This window comes from Methylibium sp. (genome assembly GCF_965279545.1).
Lineage (GTDB): Bacteria > Pseudomonadota > Gammaproteobacteria > Burkholderiales > Burkholderiaceae_C > Methylibium.
Genome location: NZ_OZ257250.1, coordinates 4,138,047 through 4,156,391, shown reverse-complemented (window position 1 = coordinate 4,156,391; position 18,345 = coordinate 4,138,047). Strand labels below are relative to the sequence as shown.

The following is an 18,345-nucleotide window of genomic DNA, read 5'->3' as shown; positions in this document are numbered from 1 at the left end:
GGCGAGCGACTCCGCTCATGTCCCCCGGTGCCGGCCTCACGGCCGCTCCCTCCTCCTTAACTTCGCTACGCCGCTCACCCGACGCCCTCGCCAGCACTCACCATCACCGCTTGCACAGGCCGTCAAGACCCGCCGGCCGCGGTGGTGGCAGCGCTGGGACGGGTTGCTGTGTGGAGTGAAGTAGAGGAGGAGGGGGCGGCCGTGAGGCCGACGCCGGGGGACATGAACGCAACACAGCGACCCGGCGCGGCGCCCGCGCCAACGTTCGACTTCAGCGTTCTGGGCAGCACACCGAACACCGCAACGCGCACTGGCCCGACCTTCAATCCGATGCGTTCGACTGCAATGCCGTGTGGGGGCGGCGGCGCGCGGTCGCCGCGAAGAGCGCCAGCGCCGCCAGCAGCAGCGGCCACAGCCCGAAGCGCCCGGCCCACCACGCGAACGGCGTCAGCCCGCTGCGGCCCTGCACCGGCCCCTCCAGCACGCCGCGGGTGTGCGGCGCGAGCCGGCGCGTGACCTGGCCGCGGTGGTCGATGATCACCGTGGCGCCGGTGTTGGTGGCGCGCAGCATCGGGCGCTGCAGCTCGAGCGAGCGCAGCCGCGAGATCTGCAGGTGCTGGTCGATCGCGACCGACTCACCGAACCAGGCGATGTTGCTGACGTTGGCCAGGATCGTCGGTGCGTCGCCGCTGCCGGCAAAGCGCGCCGCCAGCTCCTCGCCGAACAGGTCTTCGTAGCAGATGTTCGGCGCCACCCGCTCGCCCTTGACGCCGAACGAGGGCGCCACCAGCGGCCCGCGGTTGAAGTCACCGAGCGGCATGTTCATCAGGTCGACGAACCAGCGGAAACCGAGCGGAATGAATTCGCCGAACGGCACCAGGTGGTGCTTGTCGTAGCGGTAGGCGCCGCCGGGCAGCGCTGCGGCGTCGCGCGACAGGCCGGCCACCGAGTTGGTATAGCCGGCCTGCGGATCGCCCAGCGGCAGGCCGACCAGCGCCGCGCGCTCGCCCTCGGAGAAGGCGTTGCGCAAGCCGTCCCACAGACCCTCGGGCAGCTGAGAAGGCAGCAAGGGAATGGCAGTTTCGGGAGCGATCACCAGGTCGGCCCGCGCCCCGATCAGCGCGCGCAGCGTCCACGCCAGGTCCTCGGGCTGGCGCTCGGACGCGAACTTCTCGTCCTGCGCCACATTGCCCTGCAGCAGCGCGACCGACAGCGTGCCGGTGGCTTCGGTAAAGCGCTGCGGCAGCGCCAGCGGCGCCCACCAGACGGCCAACGCGACGGCCGCCAGCGTCCAGCGGACCCGCCCCGCCGTGACGAGCGCCGCCGCCGCCAGCGCGGCGATGCCGGCCGAGACCGCGCCGATGCCGTACACGCCGAGCCACGGCGCCAGGCCGGCCAGCGCGCTGTCGCTGTGCGCGTAACCGGCCGCCACCCATGGAAAGCCGGTGAAGAGGACGCCCCGCGCCAGTTCGGCCAGCAGCCACAGCGCAGCGAACAGCAGCGCCCCGCGCCAGGGGCTGCGGGGCCGCCAGCGCACCCAGGCCGCCATTGCCGCCGCGAGATAGAGCGACAGGAAGGCGCACAGCAGCGCGATCGCCGCCACCGCCAGCCAGGCCGGCAGACCACCGTAGCGGTGCAGGCTGATGAACAGCCACCACACGCCGCCCGCCAGCCAGGCCGTCGAGAACGCGCCCCCGAGCAGCGCCGCGCGCGTGGCCGAGCCCTGTGCGCCCGCGCGCCACGCCAGCAGCACCACGCCGGCCAGCTGCAGCCAGCCGGCATCCTGCGGTGCGAACGAGAAGGCGTGCAGGCCGCCGGCGGCCGCCGCGAGCAGCAGCTCGGCCCACAGCGGCCGACGCCGGCCGGCGGCACCCTTGGCGAGCGGCAGGCTCAAGCCTCGGGCGGCGACGCCGGCGACGGGCCGTCCGCGCGCGTGACCTTGAACCAGCGCACCGCGCCGCCGCGCGCCAGCATCACGGCGAAGCGCAGGCCGCCGACGTCGACCGTCTCGCCGCGGCGCAGCACGCGCCCCAGCTCGTGGGCCACCAGGCCGCCGATGGTGTCGAAGTCGTCTTCCGGCAGCGCGGTGCCGAACACGGTGTTGACCTCCGCGATGCCGGCATCGCCCGCCACGCGCTGGCTGCCGTCGGCCAGCGTGAACACGCCCGAGTCGTGGTCCTTCTCGTCGAACTCGTCCTCGATCTCGCCGACGATCTCTTCGAGCACGTCCTCGATGGTGATCAGTCCGGCGGTCTTGCCGAACTCGTCGATCACGATCGCCAGGTGGTTGCGGTTGGAGCGGAAGTCGCGCAGCAACTCGTTCAGGCCCTTGGTCTCGGGCACGAACACCGCCGGGCGCAGCAGCGCGCGCAGGTTCAGCTCGGGAGCCCGGTGCATCTTGAGCAGGTCCTTGGCCATCAGGATGCCGATGATGTTGTCGCGCTCGCCGTCATGGACCGGGAAGCGCGAGTGGCCGGTGTCGATCACGATCTCGAGCAGCTCGTCGTAGGGCGCATCGATGTCGAGCAGGTCCATCCGGGGCGCGGCGACCATCACGTCGCCGGCCGTCATGTCGGCCATGCGCAGCACGCCCTCGAGCATGATGCGCGACTCGGGTTCGATCAGCTCGCGCAACTCGGCGTCGGCCAGCGTCTCGATCAGTTCGTCCTTGGAGTCCGGGCCGGGCGAGAGGAACTCGACCATGCGCTCGAACAGGCTGCGTTTGTAGCCCGCCTTGTCGGCGTGGCGCGGTGCCTTGTCGCCTGCACGCGCAGCAGGTCGACCTGGTTGGGGCTCGGACACGGGCGGGTGCCAAGAGTGGAGACCCATGAAGAATACCCCAGCGCCATGACGGCCTCGCGGTGCAGCTACCATCTTGGTCCCTGATCGGGCCTGCGGTTTGCTTGACAGCCCCGGGTCCTTGATCGACAGTCGCCCACCCTCATGTGTGTGTGTTCCCTCACACGCGCCGAGCGTCCTCACCATGTCACTGATACCTGCAACCATCCTCACGGGCTTTCTCGGCGCCGGCAAGACCACCCTGCTCAAGCGCGTGCTCTCCGAGGCCCACGGCCAGAAGATCGCCGTGATCGAGAACGAGTTCGGCGAGGAGAACATCGACAACGACATCCTCGTGACCGACAGCCAGGAGCAGATCGTGCAGATGAGCAACGGCTGCATCTGCTGCACGATCCGCGAGGATCTGCGCGCCACGCTGACCGACCTGGCCGCGAAGCGCCGCAAGGGCGAGCTCGACTTCGACCGCATCGTGATCGAAACCACCGGCCTGGCGGACCCGGGTCCGGTCGCACAGACCTTCTTCATGGACGACGAGATTGCCGAGAGCTACCTGCTCGACTCGATCCTGACGCTGGTCGATGCCAAGCACGCCGGCCAGCAACTCGACGACCGGCAGGAGGCGCGCCGCCAGGTGGGCTTTGCCGACCAGATCTTCCTGTCCAAGACCGACCTGGTCGCCAAGGACGAGACCGACGCGCTGATCCACCGCCTCAAGCACATGAACCCGCGCGCGCCACTGAAGGCGGTGCACTTCGGCGAGGTCCCGCTGAAGGACGTGTTCGACCTGCGTGGCTTCAACCTGAACGCCAAGCTCGACATCGACCCGGACTTCCTCAAGACCGACGAGCACGATCACCCTCACGACCACGATCATGAAGATGGCGAGCATTGCGACCACCCTTCGCACCACCATGCCCATGACGACGACGTGAAGAGCTTCGTGTTCCGCTCGAACCGGCCGTTCAACCCGGCCAAGCTCGAGGACTTCCTCGGCACCATGGTCAACGTCTACGGCCCGCGGATGCTGCGCTACAAGGGCGTGCTGCGGGTGCAGGGCTTCGACAAGAAAGTGATCTTCCAGGGCGTGCACCAGCTGATGGGCAGCGACGTCGGCCCGGCCTGGGCCCCTGGTGAGACGCGCAGCAGCAAGATGGTGTTCATCGGCATCGACCTGCCGAAGGACATCTTCATCCAGGGGCTGGAGCAATGCCTGGCCTGATGCCGGCGCAGGCGCTCGCGGCAGCCCGTGGCATCGCCGCCACGTCGCTACAATCCGCGGCGCTTGACCCGGGCACGGCATCGACACAGCATGTCCGGGTAAGGCAGACGTAAAGCCGCCGTGAGGAGATCCCCGCTGTGAGCAAAACCCCGGCCAAAGCCGCTCCCCGCCCAGCCGCCAAGAAGGCGGCGGCGGCACCGCCCATCAAGGCCGCTGCGGCGAAGACGCCGAAGAAGGCGTCGGTGAAGGCGCCGGCCAAGCCCACGGCGAAGGACACCCCGAAGAAGACGCCCGCGAAGGTTGCCGCTCCCGCCACCGCCCATTCGAAGCGGGCACCCGCCCCGCCCCCACCCGCCGTGAAGGCGTCCGCCAAGCCGGCCGCCGCCCTTGACAAGAAAGCCTCAGCCCCGTCCGTGAGCCAGCCGACCCCTCCCAAAGCGCCCCCCCCTCAAGCCGCCGCGAAGCCGGCGACCCGGCTGCGCGCGTCCAAGCCTGCATCGTCGGCCCCGGTTGACATCCACCCGCCTTCGGTGCCGCTGCCGCCGCCGAACCGCCCGCCGCCCAGCAACGTCATCGACCTGCCCCGTCCGGTGCGCAAGATCGATCCGAAACTGGCCAACGTCTGGAAAACGAAGGCCGGCCGTGACCTGACCGAGGACGAGTTGCTGTCGATGCCCGACAGCGAGTACATGAACGAGAAGCAGCTGGAATTTTTCCGCACGCGGCTGATGCAGCAGCGCAACGACCTGCTCGACAACGCCGGCGAGACCACCGAACACCTGCGTGAGGACACCTCCATCGTGCCCGATCCGGCCGACCGCGCCACGATCGAGGAAGAACACGCGCTGGAGCTGCGCACACGCGACCGCGAGCGCAAGCTGCTGAAGAAGATCTCTCAGTCGATCGCCCGCATCGAGGCAGGCGACTATGGTTTCTGCGACGAAACCGGCGAGCCGATCGGCCTGGGCCGCCTGCTGGCACGTCCGACCGCCACGCTTTCGCTCGAAGCGCAACAGCGCCGCGAGATGAAGCAGAAGATGTTCGGCGACTGAGCGATCCTCGTCCTTCCCTGACCCCGAGTTCCCAGCCGCGATGGCCGACGTCGATCCCGATCCCAAAGGCGGAACCAGCTTCTTCCGCAAGGTGGTGAAGTTCGTCGCCAACCCGGCGACCGACTGGGCCGAGCTGAACACGCCGGGAGGGGTGGAAGAGCCGCTGCAGAGCGGCTACGCCAAGAGCGAGCTCAAGGCGATGATCGAACGCAAGCGGCGCAACGATTTCGTGCGCAAACGCGAGTTCGACGTGCTGCGCAAGATCCGCCGCGAGGGCCTGCCCGCCGATGGCCTGGCCGGCCTGCAGATTTCGGATCTCGACGACTCCGACCAATCGCGCTCGAACAGCGTGGCACGGCCGGACGATGCGATGGTCAAGGCCAAGATCGACGAGATCGAGCAGCAGATGGAAGGCGAGGTGATCGCGCGCCGCGCCAATCCGACGCAGCCGCCGGCCTTCTACACCGCGCCGACCGTGCAGGGGGCGCTGGACGAGCAGGCGGCTCCGATGAACGAGCCGTTCAACCTCGGCCCGGATCCTGTCGTGGCCCCGAACGGCGAGCCGCGGGTCCCGGCGCTCGACGCGGCCGTCGCTCCCCCACAAGACAATCACATTGCCTGGGATGCCGCGCCCGCCGCGTCACCCGCGCCGGCCCCGGCGGCCCCGGTTCAGGCGACGGCCGCCGCTGCACCGGTCGCACAGGCCGCCACGGCGGTGCACTTGGGACGACCGTCGGGCATGTCCGACTTCGGCAATCCCTTCGCGGTCGAGGTCAACGAGATCGCGCACGATCCCGAACTCGACGAGGCGGTGATTTCCTTCGCCAACGCCGAGTTCGAGGCCTGCGAGCGCTCGATCAACGGCCTGATCCTGAACGACGGCGAACGGGCCAACCACGCGGAGACCTGGCTCGTGCTGTTCGACCTGTACCGCGCCACGGGCCAGCAGCAGCCGTTCGAGAGCCTGGCGCTCGACTACGTGCAGCGTTTCGGCTGGTCGCCGCCGCAGTGGTTCTCCATCCCCCAGCTGGTCGCTGCAGAGGCGGCGGCGTCCGCCAGCACGGTGCAGGCGGTGCGGGTCGACGGCAGCATCGGCTGGATCGCACCGGCCCAACTCGACGGCGAGGGCGTGGCGCAGTTGCGCGCGAAGACGCTGCAGCTGCCGATGCCCTGGGTGCTCGATTGGAGCGCATTGCGGGGGATCGAGCCACAGGCCTGCAACGATCTGAGCCAGCTGATGCGCCACTGGGGCACGCAGAAGATCCAGATGCGCTGGATCGGCGCCGAGCAGCTGCTGGCCCTGCTGGCCGAAACGGCGCCGACCAGTCTGCGCGATGCCGACCCCGCCTACTGGCTGCTGCGCCTCGAGGCCCTGCGCCTGTGCAACCGGCCCGACCAGTTCGACGAGGTCGCCATCGACTACTGCGTCACCTACGAGGTCTCCCCGCCGTCCTGGGAGCGCTCGCTGTGCATCGTCAAGATGGCCGATGCCGGCGGCATGACGCTCGCATCGCGCTCCATGGTCACCGATGTGTCGACCGGCTTCGCCGAGTCCCAGGTGCTCGAGGAGACCGGCGGCGTGCGCACGGCGGCGGTCGAGTTGTCGGGGCAACTGGTCGGCGACATCGGCAGCGTGCTGCTGCGGCTGCAGAACCAGCTCGGTAGCAGCACCGTCGTCAGCGTGAACTGCGCGCGGCTGATCCGCATGGACTTCGTCGCTGCCGGCGATTTGCTGAACTGGGTGCTGCAGCGGCGCAGCGAGAACCGCCTGGTCCATTTCGAGGACGCCCACCGCCTGCTCGGCTTGTTCTTCAATGCGATGGGCATCAACGAGCACGCGCGCGTCAAAGTGCGCAACATCTGAGCGCCGCGGCCCGGCCCCGCGAACGCGTTCACGGCTCGAGCAGTCCGCACCGTTGGCTCCCCCCGGGGCTTGAAGCCCCCGTTTCGGCCTTCATCTGGTTTCATCATGGACTCCTACCACGGCACCACCATTCTCAGCGTGCGCCGCGGCCGCGAAGTCGCCCTCGGCGGTGACGGGCAGGTCACGCTCGGCAACATCGTCGTCAAGGCCTCGGCACGCAAGGTGCGCAGGCTCTACAAGGAGCAGGTGCTGGCCGGCTTCGCCGGCGCGACGGCCGACGCCTTCACGCTGTTCGAGCGCTTCGAGGCCAAGCTCGAGAAGCACCAGGGCAACCTGGTGCGCGCCGCGATCGAGTTGACCAAGGACTGGCGTACCGACCGCGTGCTGCGGCGGCTCGAGGCCATGCTCGCGGTGGCCGATCGCGACACCTCGCTGATCATCACCGGCAACGGCGACGTGCTCGAGCCCGAGCACGGCATCGTCGCGATCGGCTCCGGCGGCGCCTACGCGCAAGCCGCTGCCAGGGCCTTGCTCGACCACACCACGCTCAGCCCGCGGGAGATGGTCAAGAAGTCGCTCGAGATCGCCGGCGATCTGTGCATCTACACCAACCAGCACCACACCATCGAAGTGCTGAGCGACACGGAGCCCCCGACGTGAGTGCGATGACGCCCCAGGAGATCGTCTCCGAGCTCGACCGTCACATCGTCGGCCAGCAGGACGCCAAACGCGCCGTCGCGATCGCGCTGCGCAACCGCTGGCGCCGCCAGCAGGTCGACGAGAAGCTGCGCCCGGAGATCACACCGAAGAACATCCTGATGATCGGGCCGACCGGCGTCGGCAAGACCGAGATCGCGCGCCGGCTCGCGAAGCTGGCCGACGCACCCTTCATCAAGGTCGAGGCGACCAAGTTCACCGAGGTCGGCTACGTCGGCAAGGACGTCGACTCGATCATCCGCGACCTGGTCGACATGGCCGTCAAGCAGACGCGCGAAGCCGCGATCCGGGCCCACCGCGCCCGCGCCGAGGATGCGGCCGAGGAGCGCATCCTCGACGTGCTGCTGCCGCCGCCCGCTCATGGCGGCGCCGGCTTCGGCCTGACTGCGGCTTCGCCCGCGCCGGCGCCGGTCGACAGCACGGCCCGACAGACCTTCCGCAAGCGCCTGCGCGAGGGCGCGCTCGACGACAAGGAGATCGAGCTCGAACTCGCCGAGCCGCGCGCCGCGGTCGAACTGCTCGGCCCGCCCGGCATGGAAGACATGGCCGAGCAGCTCAAGGGCATGTTCGCGAGCCTCGGCCAGGCACGGCGCAAGACGCGCAAGCTCAAGATCGCCGAAGCGCTGAAACTGCTGGTCGACGAAGAGGCCGCCAAGCTGGTCAACGAGGACGAGATCAAGACCCAGGCGCTGGCCAGTGCCGAGCAGAACGGCATCGTCTTCATCGACGAGATCGACAAGGTGACCTCGCGCGGCGACGGCGGCGGCGGCGGCGGCGGCGGTGCCGAGGTGTCGCGCCAGGGCGTGCAGCGTGACCTGTTGCCGCTGGTCGAGGGCACCACGGTCAGCACCAAGCACGGCACGGTCAAGACCGACCACATCCTGTTCATCGCCTCCGGCGCCTTCCACCTGGCACGCCCGAGCGATCTGATCCCGGAACTGCAGGGCCGCTTCCCGATCCGCGTCGAACTCGGCTCGCTGAGCGTCGAGGATTTCGAGGCCATCCTGACGCAGACGCATGCCAGCCTGGTGCGCCAGTACCAGGCGCTGCTGGGCACCGAAGGCGTCACGCTCGACTTCCGGCCCGACGGCGTGCGCCGGCTCGCGCAGATCGCCTTCGACGTCAACGAGCGCACCGAGAACATCGGCGCGCGCCGGCTGTCGACCGTGATGGAGCGCCTGCTCGACGAAGTGAGCTTCGACGCGCCCAGGCTCGGTGGCCAGTCGATCGAGATCGACGCGGCCTATGTCGACCGCAAGCTCGGCGCGCTCGCCATCGACGAGGACCTGTCGCGCTTCATTCTGTGACGCGCCCCGGCTCGGCCTGATGCCCAGTCGCGTTCACCCGCATCAAATCAGCCGTCGACCTTTGGCTCCTTGCAGCCGTTCGTGTGCATGGGTCGCTGAGGTTCGAAGCCGCTCACCGGCCGGCCGCCTGCCCGTACCGCGCGGTGCTGACGAGGCCGCCGGGCGAGCGGCTCCGTTCATGTCCCCCGGCGGCGGCCCGAGGGCCGCCCCCTCCTCCTTTACTTCACTGCGCCGCTCACCCGACGTCCTCGCCAGCACGCACCATCGCCGTCTGTGCAGGTATTCAAGCCCAGGCGGGCCGCGGTGGTGGCAGCGCTGGGGCGGGTCGTTGTGTGGAGTGAAGTAAAGGAGGAGGGCTGGGCGCCAGCCCGGCCCGGGGAACATGAACGCAACACAGCGACCCGGCGCAGCGCCAATGCTGAGTTTGGACGGTGAGCTTTTCGGACAAAACACCGAACGGCCGCCCTGGCCCGACCTTCAATCTGATGCGTTCGAATGTGCAATGCCGTATGACACCTGCGCCGGCCAGTTCAGCCGCGCCGTGCCGCCGGACGCTGCGCCGCGATCGTCAGCAAGCCGTCGAAGATCAGCGTGTCGATCAGCTCGTGGCCGATCGTCAGCGCCGGCACCACCTTCCAACCGGCACCGCCGGTGACCATGCACAGCGGCGGCTCGCCGCAGCGCTGCTGCAGGTGGCAGTGCATGCGCTCGATCGCGCCGGCGATGGCAAAGTTGCCGCCGCTGGTCAGCGCATCGCTGGTGTTGGTGGGGAATTCGCGCACCTCGCCGGTCGGCACGCGCAGGCCGGCCGTGCCGGCCTCCAGCGCACGCAGCATGATGCCGTGGCCGGGCAGGATGAGCCCGCCGAGGAAACGGCCGTCGGCGTCCAGCGCATCGACGGTGACCGCCGTACCGGCCATCACCACCAGGACGGGCCGGCGTCGGCCCGCGGCCAGCACGCGCGCGCGCGCACCGATCAGGGCCACCCAGCGGTCGCTGCCCAGACGCATCGGATGGTCGTAGCCGTTCGTCACGCCGGCCTCGTCCACGCCCGGCACGACCCAGCGCGGCGCCACGTCCCACAGCTCGAGCTGCTCCTCGACGCGGTGGCGCACCGAATCGCTGGCCACGCAACAACCGAGCACCGCCGCCGGTGGCGCTAGCGCGGCCCATTCGGTCTCGCCGAGCTGGTCGATGGTCTCGAGGAAGCGCGCGCCATGGGCAGCGGGCTCGCTGCCCGGGACCAGCGAGGTGTACAGCGCCCACTTCAGGCGCGTGTTGCCGATGTCGATCGCGAGCAGGGTCATGGTCGTTGCCACCTTCTTCAGTGCGTGCTGGACCCGGGCTTGGTGTCTTCGTCGACCATGGTATTGCCCAATCCCAGCAACTCGCGGGCACGGCGCAACCGGCCCAGCGCCTCGCGCGGCCGGCGCGCCTCGACGAGCGCGCGTTCGATCTGCCACACGAGGCCGATCAGCTCGTGGCGATCACGCGCCCGGCCGACACGCAGCACGTTGAGCGAGCTGCTCACGGGGCCATCCACCAGCAGCGTGCCGATCAGCAGGCTGCGCACCTCGGCCAGCAGCGGCTCGTCGTCGCCAGCGCTGTCCTGCGCGAGCGGCGACCGCTCCTCGACGCGGTGACCGATCGGGGCGAGGCCCGGGGTCGGCTGGCGGCTCTCCGGGCGCAGGCTCATGGGCCGCGCCGGCAACGGCGTGCGCAGTGGCGGCTGGTAGAGGGGAGCGGCGAACTTGACCCGTGCGGGCCGAACCGGCAAGGCCTCGGTGCTGGCCGCCGGCAGCACCAGCGGAATCGGCACGCTGTTCTCGAAGCTCGGCTCCGGCATCGCGTCCTCGAGGCTCCCGGGCCCTTCGTCGGAGCCCTGCGCCTCGATGGCTTCGGCGGCGGGCGCGTCGACCACCAGCAGCATCGCTTCGATCACCGCCTCGTCGAGGTCCGCCGTATCGGCATCCGACGCCTCTGCAGGCGGCGCAGCAGCCATCGTCAGCTCCACCGGTGCCTCGGCCGCCATCGCGAGCTCCGCGAACTCCATGGCCGGCACACCCAGCTCGATCAGGCCCGCGGCCAGCAGCTCATCGAAGAAATTCGGTGCGACCCCCGCCTGCTGCGCCAGCGCCAGCACCTCGTCGTGCCGGCGTTTGCCGTCGACCAGCAGCAGCACCGTGCGGTGTCGCTGGCTGAACCTGCGCGTACGCTGGCGCAGTTCTTCGTGACCCAGCGAGGTCTTGACAGGGGGCGGTGGCGTCGAGCTCATCGATGACCAAGTTGGTTGCGAATTGTCGCCGGGTTCTCCGCCTGTTCGCCTTGCACGAACGCCGGCCGTTCAGACGCGCGCAGCGTGCAGGGCAGCGGTGCTGGCGGCGCGTGCGGCGACCAGTGATCAAACGCGGCCCCGATGGCGAGCCGCGAGGCCGAACCGGCACCTCCGCGAGCGCCTCGCTGCGGCCCCGAAACGACGGCGCAGTCCGCTTGTGCAACTGCTTGCGGTCTCTTGCAAGCGGGTCGAAGGCCGCTCGGTGCCGTATTTATTTGTCGCCGGACTCGGGCAAGCCCTAGTGTCTGCGCCATTCTGAGTCAGGCGGGGCTGCCCGAACGGGATCGGTCAGGGTCTGTCCTAGGTACTCGCTACCCCACGTCAGGACTACAAAAGCGTTGGGGAGCGCTAAGGAGCAAACCCAAAGCTGTACCCACTCATTCCAACTACGGAGACGACGATGAAAGTTTCTAAGCATTCGGGTTGGCGCCTGATGCGCCCCCTCGGATTGGCGCTGCTCGCGGTACCCGCGCTCGTGCAAGCGAATGCGGACGTCGAGAAGAACATTGCCAATTCCAAGAACTGGGCAACGCAGGCTGGCGACATGTTCAACCAGCGCTACAGCAAGCTCGACCAGATCAACAAGGGCAACGTCGGCAAGATGCAGGTCGCGTGGACCTTCTCCACCGGTGTGCTGCGCGGTCACGAGGGCTCGCCGCTGGTGATCGACGGCATGATGTACCTGCACTCGCCGTTCCCGAACAAGGTGTTCGCGATCGACCTGAACACCCAGAAGATCGTCTGGAAGTACGAGCCGAAGCAGGATCCGGCAGTCATTCCGCAGATGTGCTGCGACACGGTGAACCGGGGTCTGGCCTATGCCGAAGGCAAGGTCATCCTGCAGCAGGCCGACTCCAACCTCGTCGCGCTCGATGCCAAGTCGGGCAAGGTCGTTTGGAGCGTGAAGAACGGCGATCCGAAGCTCGGCGCCGTGAACACCAATGCCCCGCACGTCTTCAAGGACAAGGTCATCACCGGCATCTCCGGCGGTGAGTGGGGTGTGCGCGGCTTCATCGCTGCCTACAACCTCAAGGACGGCAAGCCGGCGTGGAAGGGCTACAGCGTGGGCCCCGACGCCGAGATGCTGATCGACCCGAACAAGACCACCACCTGGACCGATGGCGCCGTCAAGCCCGTGGGCCCGGACTCTTCGCTGAAGACCTGGAAGGGCGACCAGTGGAAGATCGGTGGCGGCACCACCTGGGGCTGGTACAGCTACGACAAGGCGCTCAACGCCATGTTCTACGGCACCGGCAATCCGTCGACCTGGAACCCGTCGCAGCGTCCCGGCGACAACAAGTGGTCGATGAGCATCTGGTCGCGTGATGTCGATACCGGCAAGGTGAACTGGGTCTACCAGATGACCCCGTTCGACGAGTGGGACTTCGACGGCATCAACGAGATGATCCTCGCGGACATCAACGTGAAGGGCAAGCCGACCAAGGCGCTGGTGCACTTCGACCGCAACGGCTTCGGCTACACGCTGGACCGCACCAACGGTGCGCTGCTCGTGGCCGAGAAGTACGACCCGAAGGTGAACTGGGCGACCCACGTCGACATGAAGACCGGCCGTCCGCAGGTCGTGAAGCAGTACTCGACGGCCCAGAACGGTCCTGACGTCAACTCCAAGGGCATCTGCCCGGCGGCGTTGGGCTCGAAGGACCAGCAGCCGGCCTCGTTCGACCCGAACACCAAGCTCTTCTACGTGCCGACGAACCACGTCTGCATGGACTATGAGCCGTTCAAGGTCGAGTACACCGCGGGCCAGCCGTACGTGGGCGCCACGCTGTCGATGTACCCGGCGCCGGGAAGCCACGGCGGCATGGGCAACTACATCGCCTGGGATGCGGGCACCGGCAAGATCGTGCAGAGCCATGCCGAGAAGTTCTCGGTGTGGAGCGGCGCGATGAACACCGCCGGTGGTCTGAGCTGCTACGGCACGCTGGAGGGCTATCTGAAGTGCGTCGATGCGAAGGACGTGAACAAGGAACTGTTCAAGTTCAAGACCCCGTCCGGCATCATCGGCAACGTGTTCACCTACGAGCACAAGGGCAAGCAGTACATCGGCGTGTTCTCGGGCATCGGCGGCTGGGCCGGCATCGGCATGGCGGCTGGCCTCGAGAAGGACACCGACGGCCTGGGTGCGGTGGGTGGCTACAGAGAGCTGAACCAGTACACGGAACTCGGCGGCTCGCTGACGGTCTTTGCACTGCCCAACTGATCTGCCAATGTGGTGACCGTGAGGGGCATGAGCCCCTCACGGTATACGTGTGTTGCGGGGATGGTGAACGGTCAACGCTCGCCATCCCCTTCTCGTTCAATGAGAGTCTTTTACTTCCCCGGGTTGATCATGATGTTCCGACTGAATCGCTTCTTCATTTCGATCGCCGCTGTCGCACTGGGCAGCGTGGCCACGATGGCATCCGCCCAGGACGCCGCGCCGCTCTACAAGGTTGTCGATGGCTACAAGGTCGATGCCGACACGATGAAGGGCTTCCGCACCTGGCGTGCTGCCGCCTGTGACCGCTGCCACGGCGCCAACCAGGAGGGCATGGTCGGGCCGTCGCTGGTCAACAGCCTCAAGACACTGACCAAGGCAGAGTTCGTCACGACCGTGACCAACGGCCGGCTCGACAAGGGCATGCAGAGCTTCGGCACCAACAAGCAGGTGATGGACAACATCGATCACCTCTACGCCTACCTCAAGGGCCGCTCCGACGGCGCCATCACGCGCGCCAAGGTCGAAGAAATCCAATGACGCGCATCGCACGACGCGAAGTCGCCGCCGGCATGCTGGCCCTGGCCGCACTGGCGGCCGCAGCGCTGCCGGCCGCGGCGCAGCAGGACGCCCCGCCAGTGCGCAAGTCCTTCCGCGTCTGCCAGGACCCGAACAACCTGCCCTTCTCCAGCCTGGACGGGCAAGGCTACGAAAACAAGATCGCCGAGCTGTTCGCCAAGGAACTCGGGCTGCCGGTCGAGTACTACTCGTTCCCGCAGCGCCTGGCCTTCGTGCGCAACACGCTGCGCTTCAAGCTGCCGGGCGAGGACTTCCGCTGCGACATCATCATGGGCGTGCCGGCCGGCTACGACCAAGTGTCGGCCACCAAGCCCTACTACCGCTCGACCTACGCGCTGGTGTATGCACAGGGCAAGGGCCTGGACAGCGTGAAGTCGATCGACGACTTCCTCCAGCTCGACCGCGCGAAGCTCGAAAAGCTGCGCATCGGCCTCTACGATCGCTCGCCTGCCTCGGAGTGGCTGAACAAGCACCAGCTGGTCGAGCAGGGCGTGCCTTACCAGATCATGAACGCCGACCCGAAGCAGTACCCGGGCGAGATCATCGAGAAGGATCTCGCCACCGGCAAGATCGACGCGGCGATCGTGTGGGGGCCGATCGGCGGCTACTTTGCGAAGAAGGTGCGGCAACCGCTGCTGGTGGTGGTGCCGATGCGCTCCGAGCCGGGCGTCAAGTTCGACTACCCGATGGCGATGGGCGTGCGCTACGGCGAGCGCGAGTGGAAGCAACAGATCGAGACGCTGATCGAAAAACTCCGGCCCGAGATCACGGCGATCCTGCGCGACTACGGCGTGCCGCTGCTGGACAACGAACCGACGCCGGCAGCACGGCAGTGAGCCGGCCGTCGCTGAGCGCTTTGCCCATGCGTCGGAACCTGGCCCATCGCATCGCGGCAGTCCTGCTGGGGGCCGTGGCGCCTTGGGCGGCGCAGGCCGACGTCGACCGCGCTGCGTTGATCCGGCTGGCCCCCAGCGTGCTGAAGATCGAGGCCGTCAACGCAGCCGGCAGCTTCCAGCTCGGCTCGGGTGTCATCGTCGGCCCGGGCAAGGTGGCGACCAACTGCCATGTGACCCGCCACGCCGAACGCGTGCAGGTGGTGAAGGGCGGCGTGCGCTGGGTCGCCGATCTGCAGGCGGCGGACATCCTGCACGACCTGTGTCTGCTGCACGTCCCGCGGCTCGACGGCGAGGCGGTGCCCATCGCCCGTGCCGCCGGCCTGCGCCAGGGGCAACACCTGCTGGCGATGGGCTACACCGGCGGCGCGGGCATCCAGCTGAGCGAAGGCGACGTGGTGGCGCTGCACCGCTGGTCCGGCAGCCAGATCGTCCAGAGCAGCAATTGGTTCAGCTCCGGTGCCAGCGGCGGCGGCCTGTTCGATGCCGATGGCGCGCTGGTCGGCATCCTCACGTTCCGGTTGCGTGGTGGTGCCAGGCACTACTTCGCCGCCCCGGCCGACTGGCTGCTCGGCCAGCTGAACGACGAGATGCCTTACAACGCCATTGCGCCGCTGCCGGGCAAGAGCTTCTGGGAGCAGCCGGACGCCGAGCAGCCCTACTTCCTGCAGGCGGCCGCGCTGGAGCAGGCCGAACAATGGGCGGCCCTTGCACAGCTCGCCGAACGCTGGCAGCAGGAGATCGACGACGACCCCGAGGCGCCCTACTTGCTCGGTGTTGCCTTCGACGGTCTTCAGCAGCCGGCCCCCTCGATCCGCGCCTTCCAGCTCAGCGTGCAGATCGATCCCGCCTACAACCGCAGCTGGGTCCGGCTCGCGCAGATCTACAAGCGCCAGGGTCAGCTGCGTGAAGCGCGGCAGGCCGTCGCGCACCTGGCCACGCTCGACCCTCGACAGGCCCGCGAACTGGCGGCCGAACTGGAGAAACCATGAATCCGGCGCAAGCCCTCTTCAAGCGCAGCGTGGCCGTCAGGCTGATCGTGTCGGCGATCGCCTGCATGACAACGCTCCCCGCCCCTGCGGCCGATCCGAGCGAGTTCTCGCGCGCCGAGAAGCTGGTGTTCGTCGAACACCAGCTGGCCAATGTCAAGGCGCCCGCGTCGCTGCGCTACACCTTCGTGAAATCGGGTTCGCTGGAAGCCGGGTTCGAGGACGAGGTGCGCATCGACGTGAAGCGCAAGGGCAAGGGCTGTTGCGTCGTTCAGGGCAGCTTCCTCAGCGGCGAGCACAAGATGCAGCTCCCCGAGATCGAAGATCCGCAATCCAACCCGGTCATCCTGTACTTCCTCGAGCGCGACATCCACGAGATGGAGCGCCTGACCAAAGGCAAGTCGGGCTACTTCCGCAAGCGCATCCGCATGACGATGGTCGACGAGGCGACCGTGCGCGACACCAAGATCACCTACGACGGCCGCGAGATCGACGCACAGGAGGTGAGCCTCACCCCCTACGAGAAAGACCCGCTGCGCGCCCGCTTCGAGAAGTACGCGCAAAAGCGCTACACCTTCGTGCTCGCCAGCCTCGTGCCCGGCGGCGTGTACCAGGTGCGCACGGCACTGCCCGGTGCCTTGCCGAGCGACGCACCGGTGCTCGAGGAAGTCATGACCTTTGCCGGCCGGGTCGCGGGCGGCAAACAACCCAGCAAGAAGTGATGCGAATGAACCACCCCCCTCTGTCCCGCGTGACCCGCTCGATCCGTGCGCTGTGCTCCGCGGCGTTCGGTGCGCTGCTGGCGGCCACTGCCCCGTCCGCATCGGCACACGACTACCCGACCGCCGATCGCGTGATCTACGTCCAGGACTGCATGAAGCAGCACCCCGGGCACCACTACGAGATGCTCAACAAGTGCTCGTGCGTGCTGGACAAGCTGGCGAGCGAAGTGTCGTTCGACGACTTCACGACGATGAGCACCGCGACCAATGCGAACAGCATGGGCGGCGAGCGTGGCAACAGCATCCGCGATTCCGAAGCGATGCAGGCGGAGATCAAGCGCTTTCGCAGCCTGCAGACGGCGGCCAAGAAGAGCTGTTTCATCGACGTCGACGCGAAGTAGGCGCGAGCGCGGTACAGGCCACAGCCCCTGCGCCGTGCGGCAGCCGGTCCGCTTCCGCAGCGTCTTGCGGACAGGTCTGTACGGCGCCCTTGCGCTGCTGACGGCCGCCTGCGCCGGCCCGGCCGCGGCACCGACCACCCCGCCGGCGACGATCGCCCAGATCGCCCCCGGCGTCTACCTGCACCGCGGTGCGCTGGAGGACTGGGGCCCGGCCAACCAGGGTGATGTCTCGAACAGCGGCTTCGTGGTCGGCAGCCGCTGCGTGGCGGTGATCGACACCGGCGGCAGTGCACCGGTCGGGCAGCGGCTGCTTGCAGCGGTGCGGCACACCACCTCATTGCCCGTCTGCTACGTGATCAACACGCATGCCCACCCCGACCATGTGCTCGGCAACAGCGCATTCGCCGACGCGGCCCGGCAGGCCGGCGAGCCCGCGCCGCAGTTCGTCGGCCACCGGCGCCTGCCCGCCGCGCTGGCCACGCGCGGCCCGTTCTACCTGAACGCGCTGAAGCGCGACTTCGGACCGACCTACGCCGACGGCGCCCGCATCGTGCCGCCCACCGTGCTGGTCGACGACAGGCTCGAACTCGAGCTCGGCGAGCGCCGGCTCAGCCTGCGCGTCTGGCCCACCGCCCACACCGACGCCGACCTGAGCGTGCTGGACGAGCGCAGCCGCACGCTCTTCCTCGGCGACCTGCTGTTCGTCGACCACACGCCGGTGGTCGACGGGCGCCTCAAAGGTTGGCTCGCGGCGCTGGCGCGGTTGCGTGGCTGGCAGGTCGCCACGGTCGTGCCGGGTCACGGCGCGCCCAGCCCCGACTGGCCCGCGGCGCTCGATGCCGAGCAGGCCTACCTGGCCCGGCTGCAGGCCGACGTGCGCGCGGCGATCAAGCAGGGGCTCACGCTCTCCCAGGCCGTGGCCCGCATCGCCCCCGATCGGCCGGACTGGCGCCTGCTGGAAATCTTCCACGCACGCAACGTGACGGCTGCCTACGCGGAACTCGAGTGGGAGGACTGAGGGATGTGGTGGCTCCCTCGCCACCGGTTCGGGGAGCGGGCTGGGGTGAATGGGCCGGCGCGGCTCAACCGAGCTGGTGACGCTGGCCTCTCATACGACATTGCATTCAAACGCATCAGATTGAAGCTTGGGTCGGGCCTGGTTGCAGACGCTCGTGTGCGTTGGGGGCTGAGGTTCGAAGCGTCCACCGGTCAGCCGCCTGCAGGTACCGCGCGGTGCTGGCGAGGCCGCC

16 protein-coding genes are annotated in these 18,345 nt (G+C 68.3%); 12 read left to right on the top strand and 4 right to left on the bottom strand.

Annotated elements, in window-relative coordinates:
- Positions 1-322: 322 nt before the first annotated feature.
- Together lnt and ACQY9S_RS19595 are read right to left on the bottom strand one after the other, a co-directional pair.
- On the bottom strand, positions 323-1,888 hold the full coding sequence (lnt, locus tag ACQY9S_RS19600; protein ID WP_428425828.1) for an apolipoprotein N-acyltransferase: 1,566 nt from the start codon (positions 1,886-1,888) through the stop codon (positions 323-325).
- Between the two features lie 2 nt (positions 1,889-1,890).
- Positions 1,891-2,802 (bottom strand): HlyC/CorC family transporter, encoded by a 912-nt coding sequence (locus tag ACQY9S_RS19595; RefSeq protein ID WP_428422035.1) that lies wholly within the window; start codon positions 2,800-2,802, stop codon positions 1,891-1,893.
- 181 nt (positions 2,803-2,983) lie between these two features.
- On the opposite strand from ACQY9S_RS19595, the gene ACQY9S_RS19590 reads away from it, so the two are divergent.
- The 5 genes from ACQY9S_RS19590 to hslU all read left to right on the top strand — a co-directional run bounded on the left by ACQY9S_RS19590 (position 2,984) and on the right by hslU (position 8,958).
- Positions 2,984-4,018 carry a CobW family GTP-binding protein gene (locus ACQY9S_RS19590; RefSeq protein WP_428422034.1) on the top strand — a complete coding sequence of 345 codons (1,035 nt, stop codon included), beginning with the start codon at positions 2,984-2,986 and terminating at the stop codon, positions 4,016-4,018.
- Positions 4,019-4,155: 137 nt separating this feature from the next.
- The gene (gene dksA / locus ACQY9S_RS19585; protein ID WP_428422032.1) at positions 4,156-5,070 is read left to right on the top strand and encodes an RNA polymerase-binding protein DksA; all 915 of its coding nucleotides are present in this window, start codon (positions 4,156-4,158) and stop codon (positions 5,068-5,070) included.
- Positions 5,071-5,110: 40 nt separating this feature from the next.
- Entirely contained in the window at positions 5,111-6,934 is a 1,824-nt protein-coding gene (locus ACQY9S_RS19580; protein ID WP_428422031.1) for a hypothetical protein, read from the top strand.
- A 105-nt stretch (positions 6,935-7,039) separates the two neighbouring features.
- Entirely contained in the window at positions 7,040-7,594 is a 555-nt protein-coding gene (gene hslV, locus ACQY9S_RS19575) for an ATP-dependent protease subunit HslV (protein WP_428422029.1), read from the top strand.
- Positions 7,591-8,958 carry an ATP-dependent protease ATPase subunit HslU gene (hslU, locus tag ACQY9S_RS19570; RefSeq protein WP_428422027.1) on the top strand — a complete coding sequence of 456 codons (1,368 nt, stop codon included), beginning with the start codon at positions 7,591-7,593 and terminating at the stop codon, positions 8,956-8,958. The genes hslV and hslU overlap by 4 nt, the downstream gene beginning before the upstream one ends.
- 530 nt (positions 8,959-9,488) lie before the next feature.
- Here the strand turns inward: hslU and ACQY9S_RS19565 are convergent.
- Positions 9,489-10,265, bottom strand: coding sequence for a type III pantothenate kinase (locus ACQY9S_RS19565; RefSeq protein WP_428422025.1), 777 nt, complete (start codon positions 10,263-10,265; stop codon positions 9,489-9,491).
- Between the two features lie 17 nt (positions 10,266-10,282).
- On the bottom strand, positions 10,283-11,233 hold the full coding sequence (locus tag ACQY9S_RS19560) for a hypothetical protein (RefSeq protein WP_428422023.1): 951 nt from the start codon (positions 11,231-11,233) through the stop codon (positions 10,283-10,285).
- Between the two features lie 460 nt (positions 11,234-11,693).
- On the opposite strand from ACQY9S_RS19560, the gene xoxF reads away from it, so the two are divergent.
- The 7 genes from xoxF (at position 11,694) to ACQY9S_RS19525 (ending at position 18,113) form a co-directional block, all read left to right on the top strand.
- Positions 11,694-13,514, top strand: a complete 1,821-nt coding sequence (gene xoxF, locus ACQY9S_RS19555) for a PQQ-dependent ethylene glycol dehydrogenase XoxF (RefSeq protein ID WP_428422021.1) — start codon at positions 11,694-11,696, stop codon at positions 13,512-13,514.
- A 129-nt stretch (positions 13,515-13,643) separates the two neighbouring features.
- Positions 13,644-14,051, top strand: coding sequence for a c-type cytochrome (locus ACQY9S_RS19550; protein ID WP_428422019.1), 408 nt, complete (start codon positions 13,644-13,646; stop codon positions 14,049-14,051).
- On the top strand, positions 14,048-14,926 hold the full coding sequence (locus ACQY9S_RS19545; RefSeq protein WP_428422017.1) for a substrate-binding domain-containing protein: 879 nt from the start codon (positions 14,048-14,050) through the stop codon (positions 14,924-14,926). Before ACQY9S_RS19550 ends, ACQY9S_RS19545 begins: the two co-directional genes overlap by 4 nt.
- A gap of 26 nt (positions 14,927-14,952) precedes the next feature.
- The gene (locus ACQY9S_RS19540) at positions 14,953-15,975 is read left to right on the top strand and encodes a trypsin-like peptidase domain-containing protein (protein ID WP_428422015.1); all 1,023 of its coding nucleotides are present in this window, start codon (positions 14,953-14,955) and stop codon (positions 15,973-15,975) included.
- Positions 15,972-16,694, top strand: a complete 723-nt coding sequence (locus ACQY9S_RS19535; RefSeq protein WP_428422013.1) for a hypothetical protein — start codon at positions 15,972-15,974, stop codon at positions 16,692-16,694. Before ACQY9S_RS19540 ends, ACQY9S_RS19535 begins: the two co-directional genes overlap by 4 nt.
- A gap of 5 nt (positions 16,695-16,699) precedes the next feature.
- A complete protein-coding gene (locus tag ACQY9S_RS19530; RefSeq protein WP_428422011.1) occupies positions 16,700-17,095 on the top strand; it encodes a hypothetical protein in 396 nt (131 codons plus the stop codon).
- A gap of 34 nt (positions 17,096-17,129) precedes the next feature.
- Complete coding sequence (locus tag ACQY9S_RS19525; RefSeq protein WP_428422010.1) at positions 17,130-18,113, top strand: quinoprotein relay system zinc metallohydrolase 2; 984 nt, start codon at positions 17,130-17,132, stop codon at positions 18,111-18,113.
- The last annotated feature ends 232 nt before the right edge of the window (positions 18,114-18,345 follow it).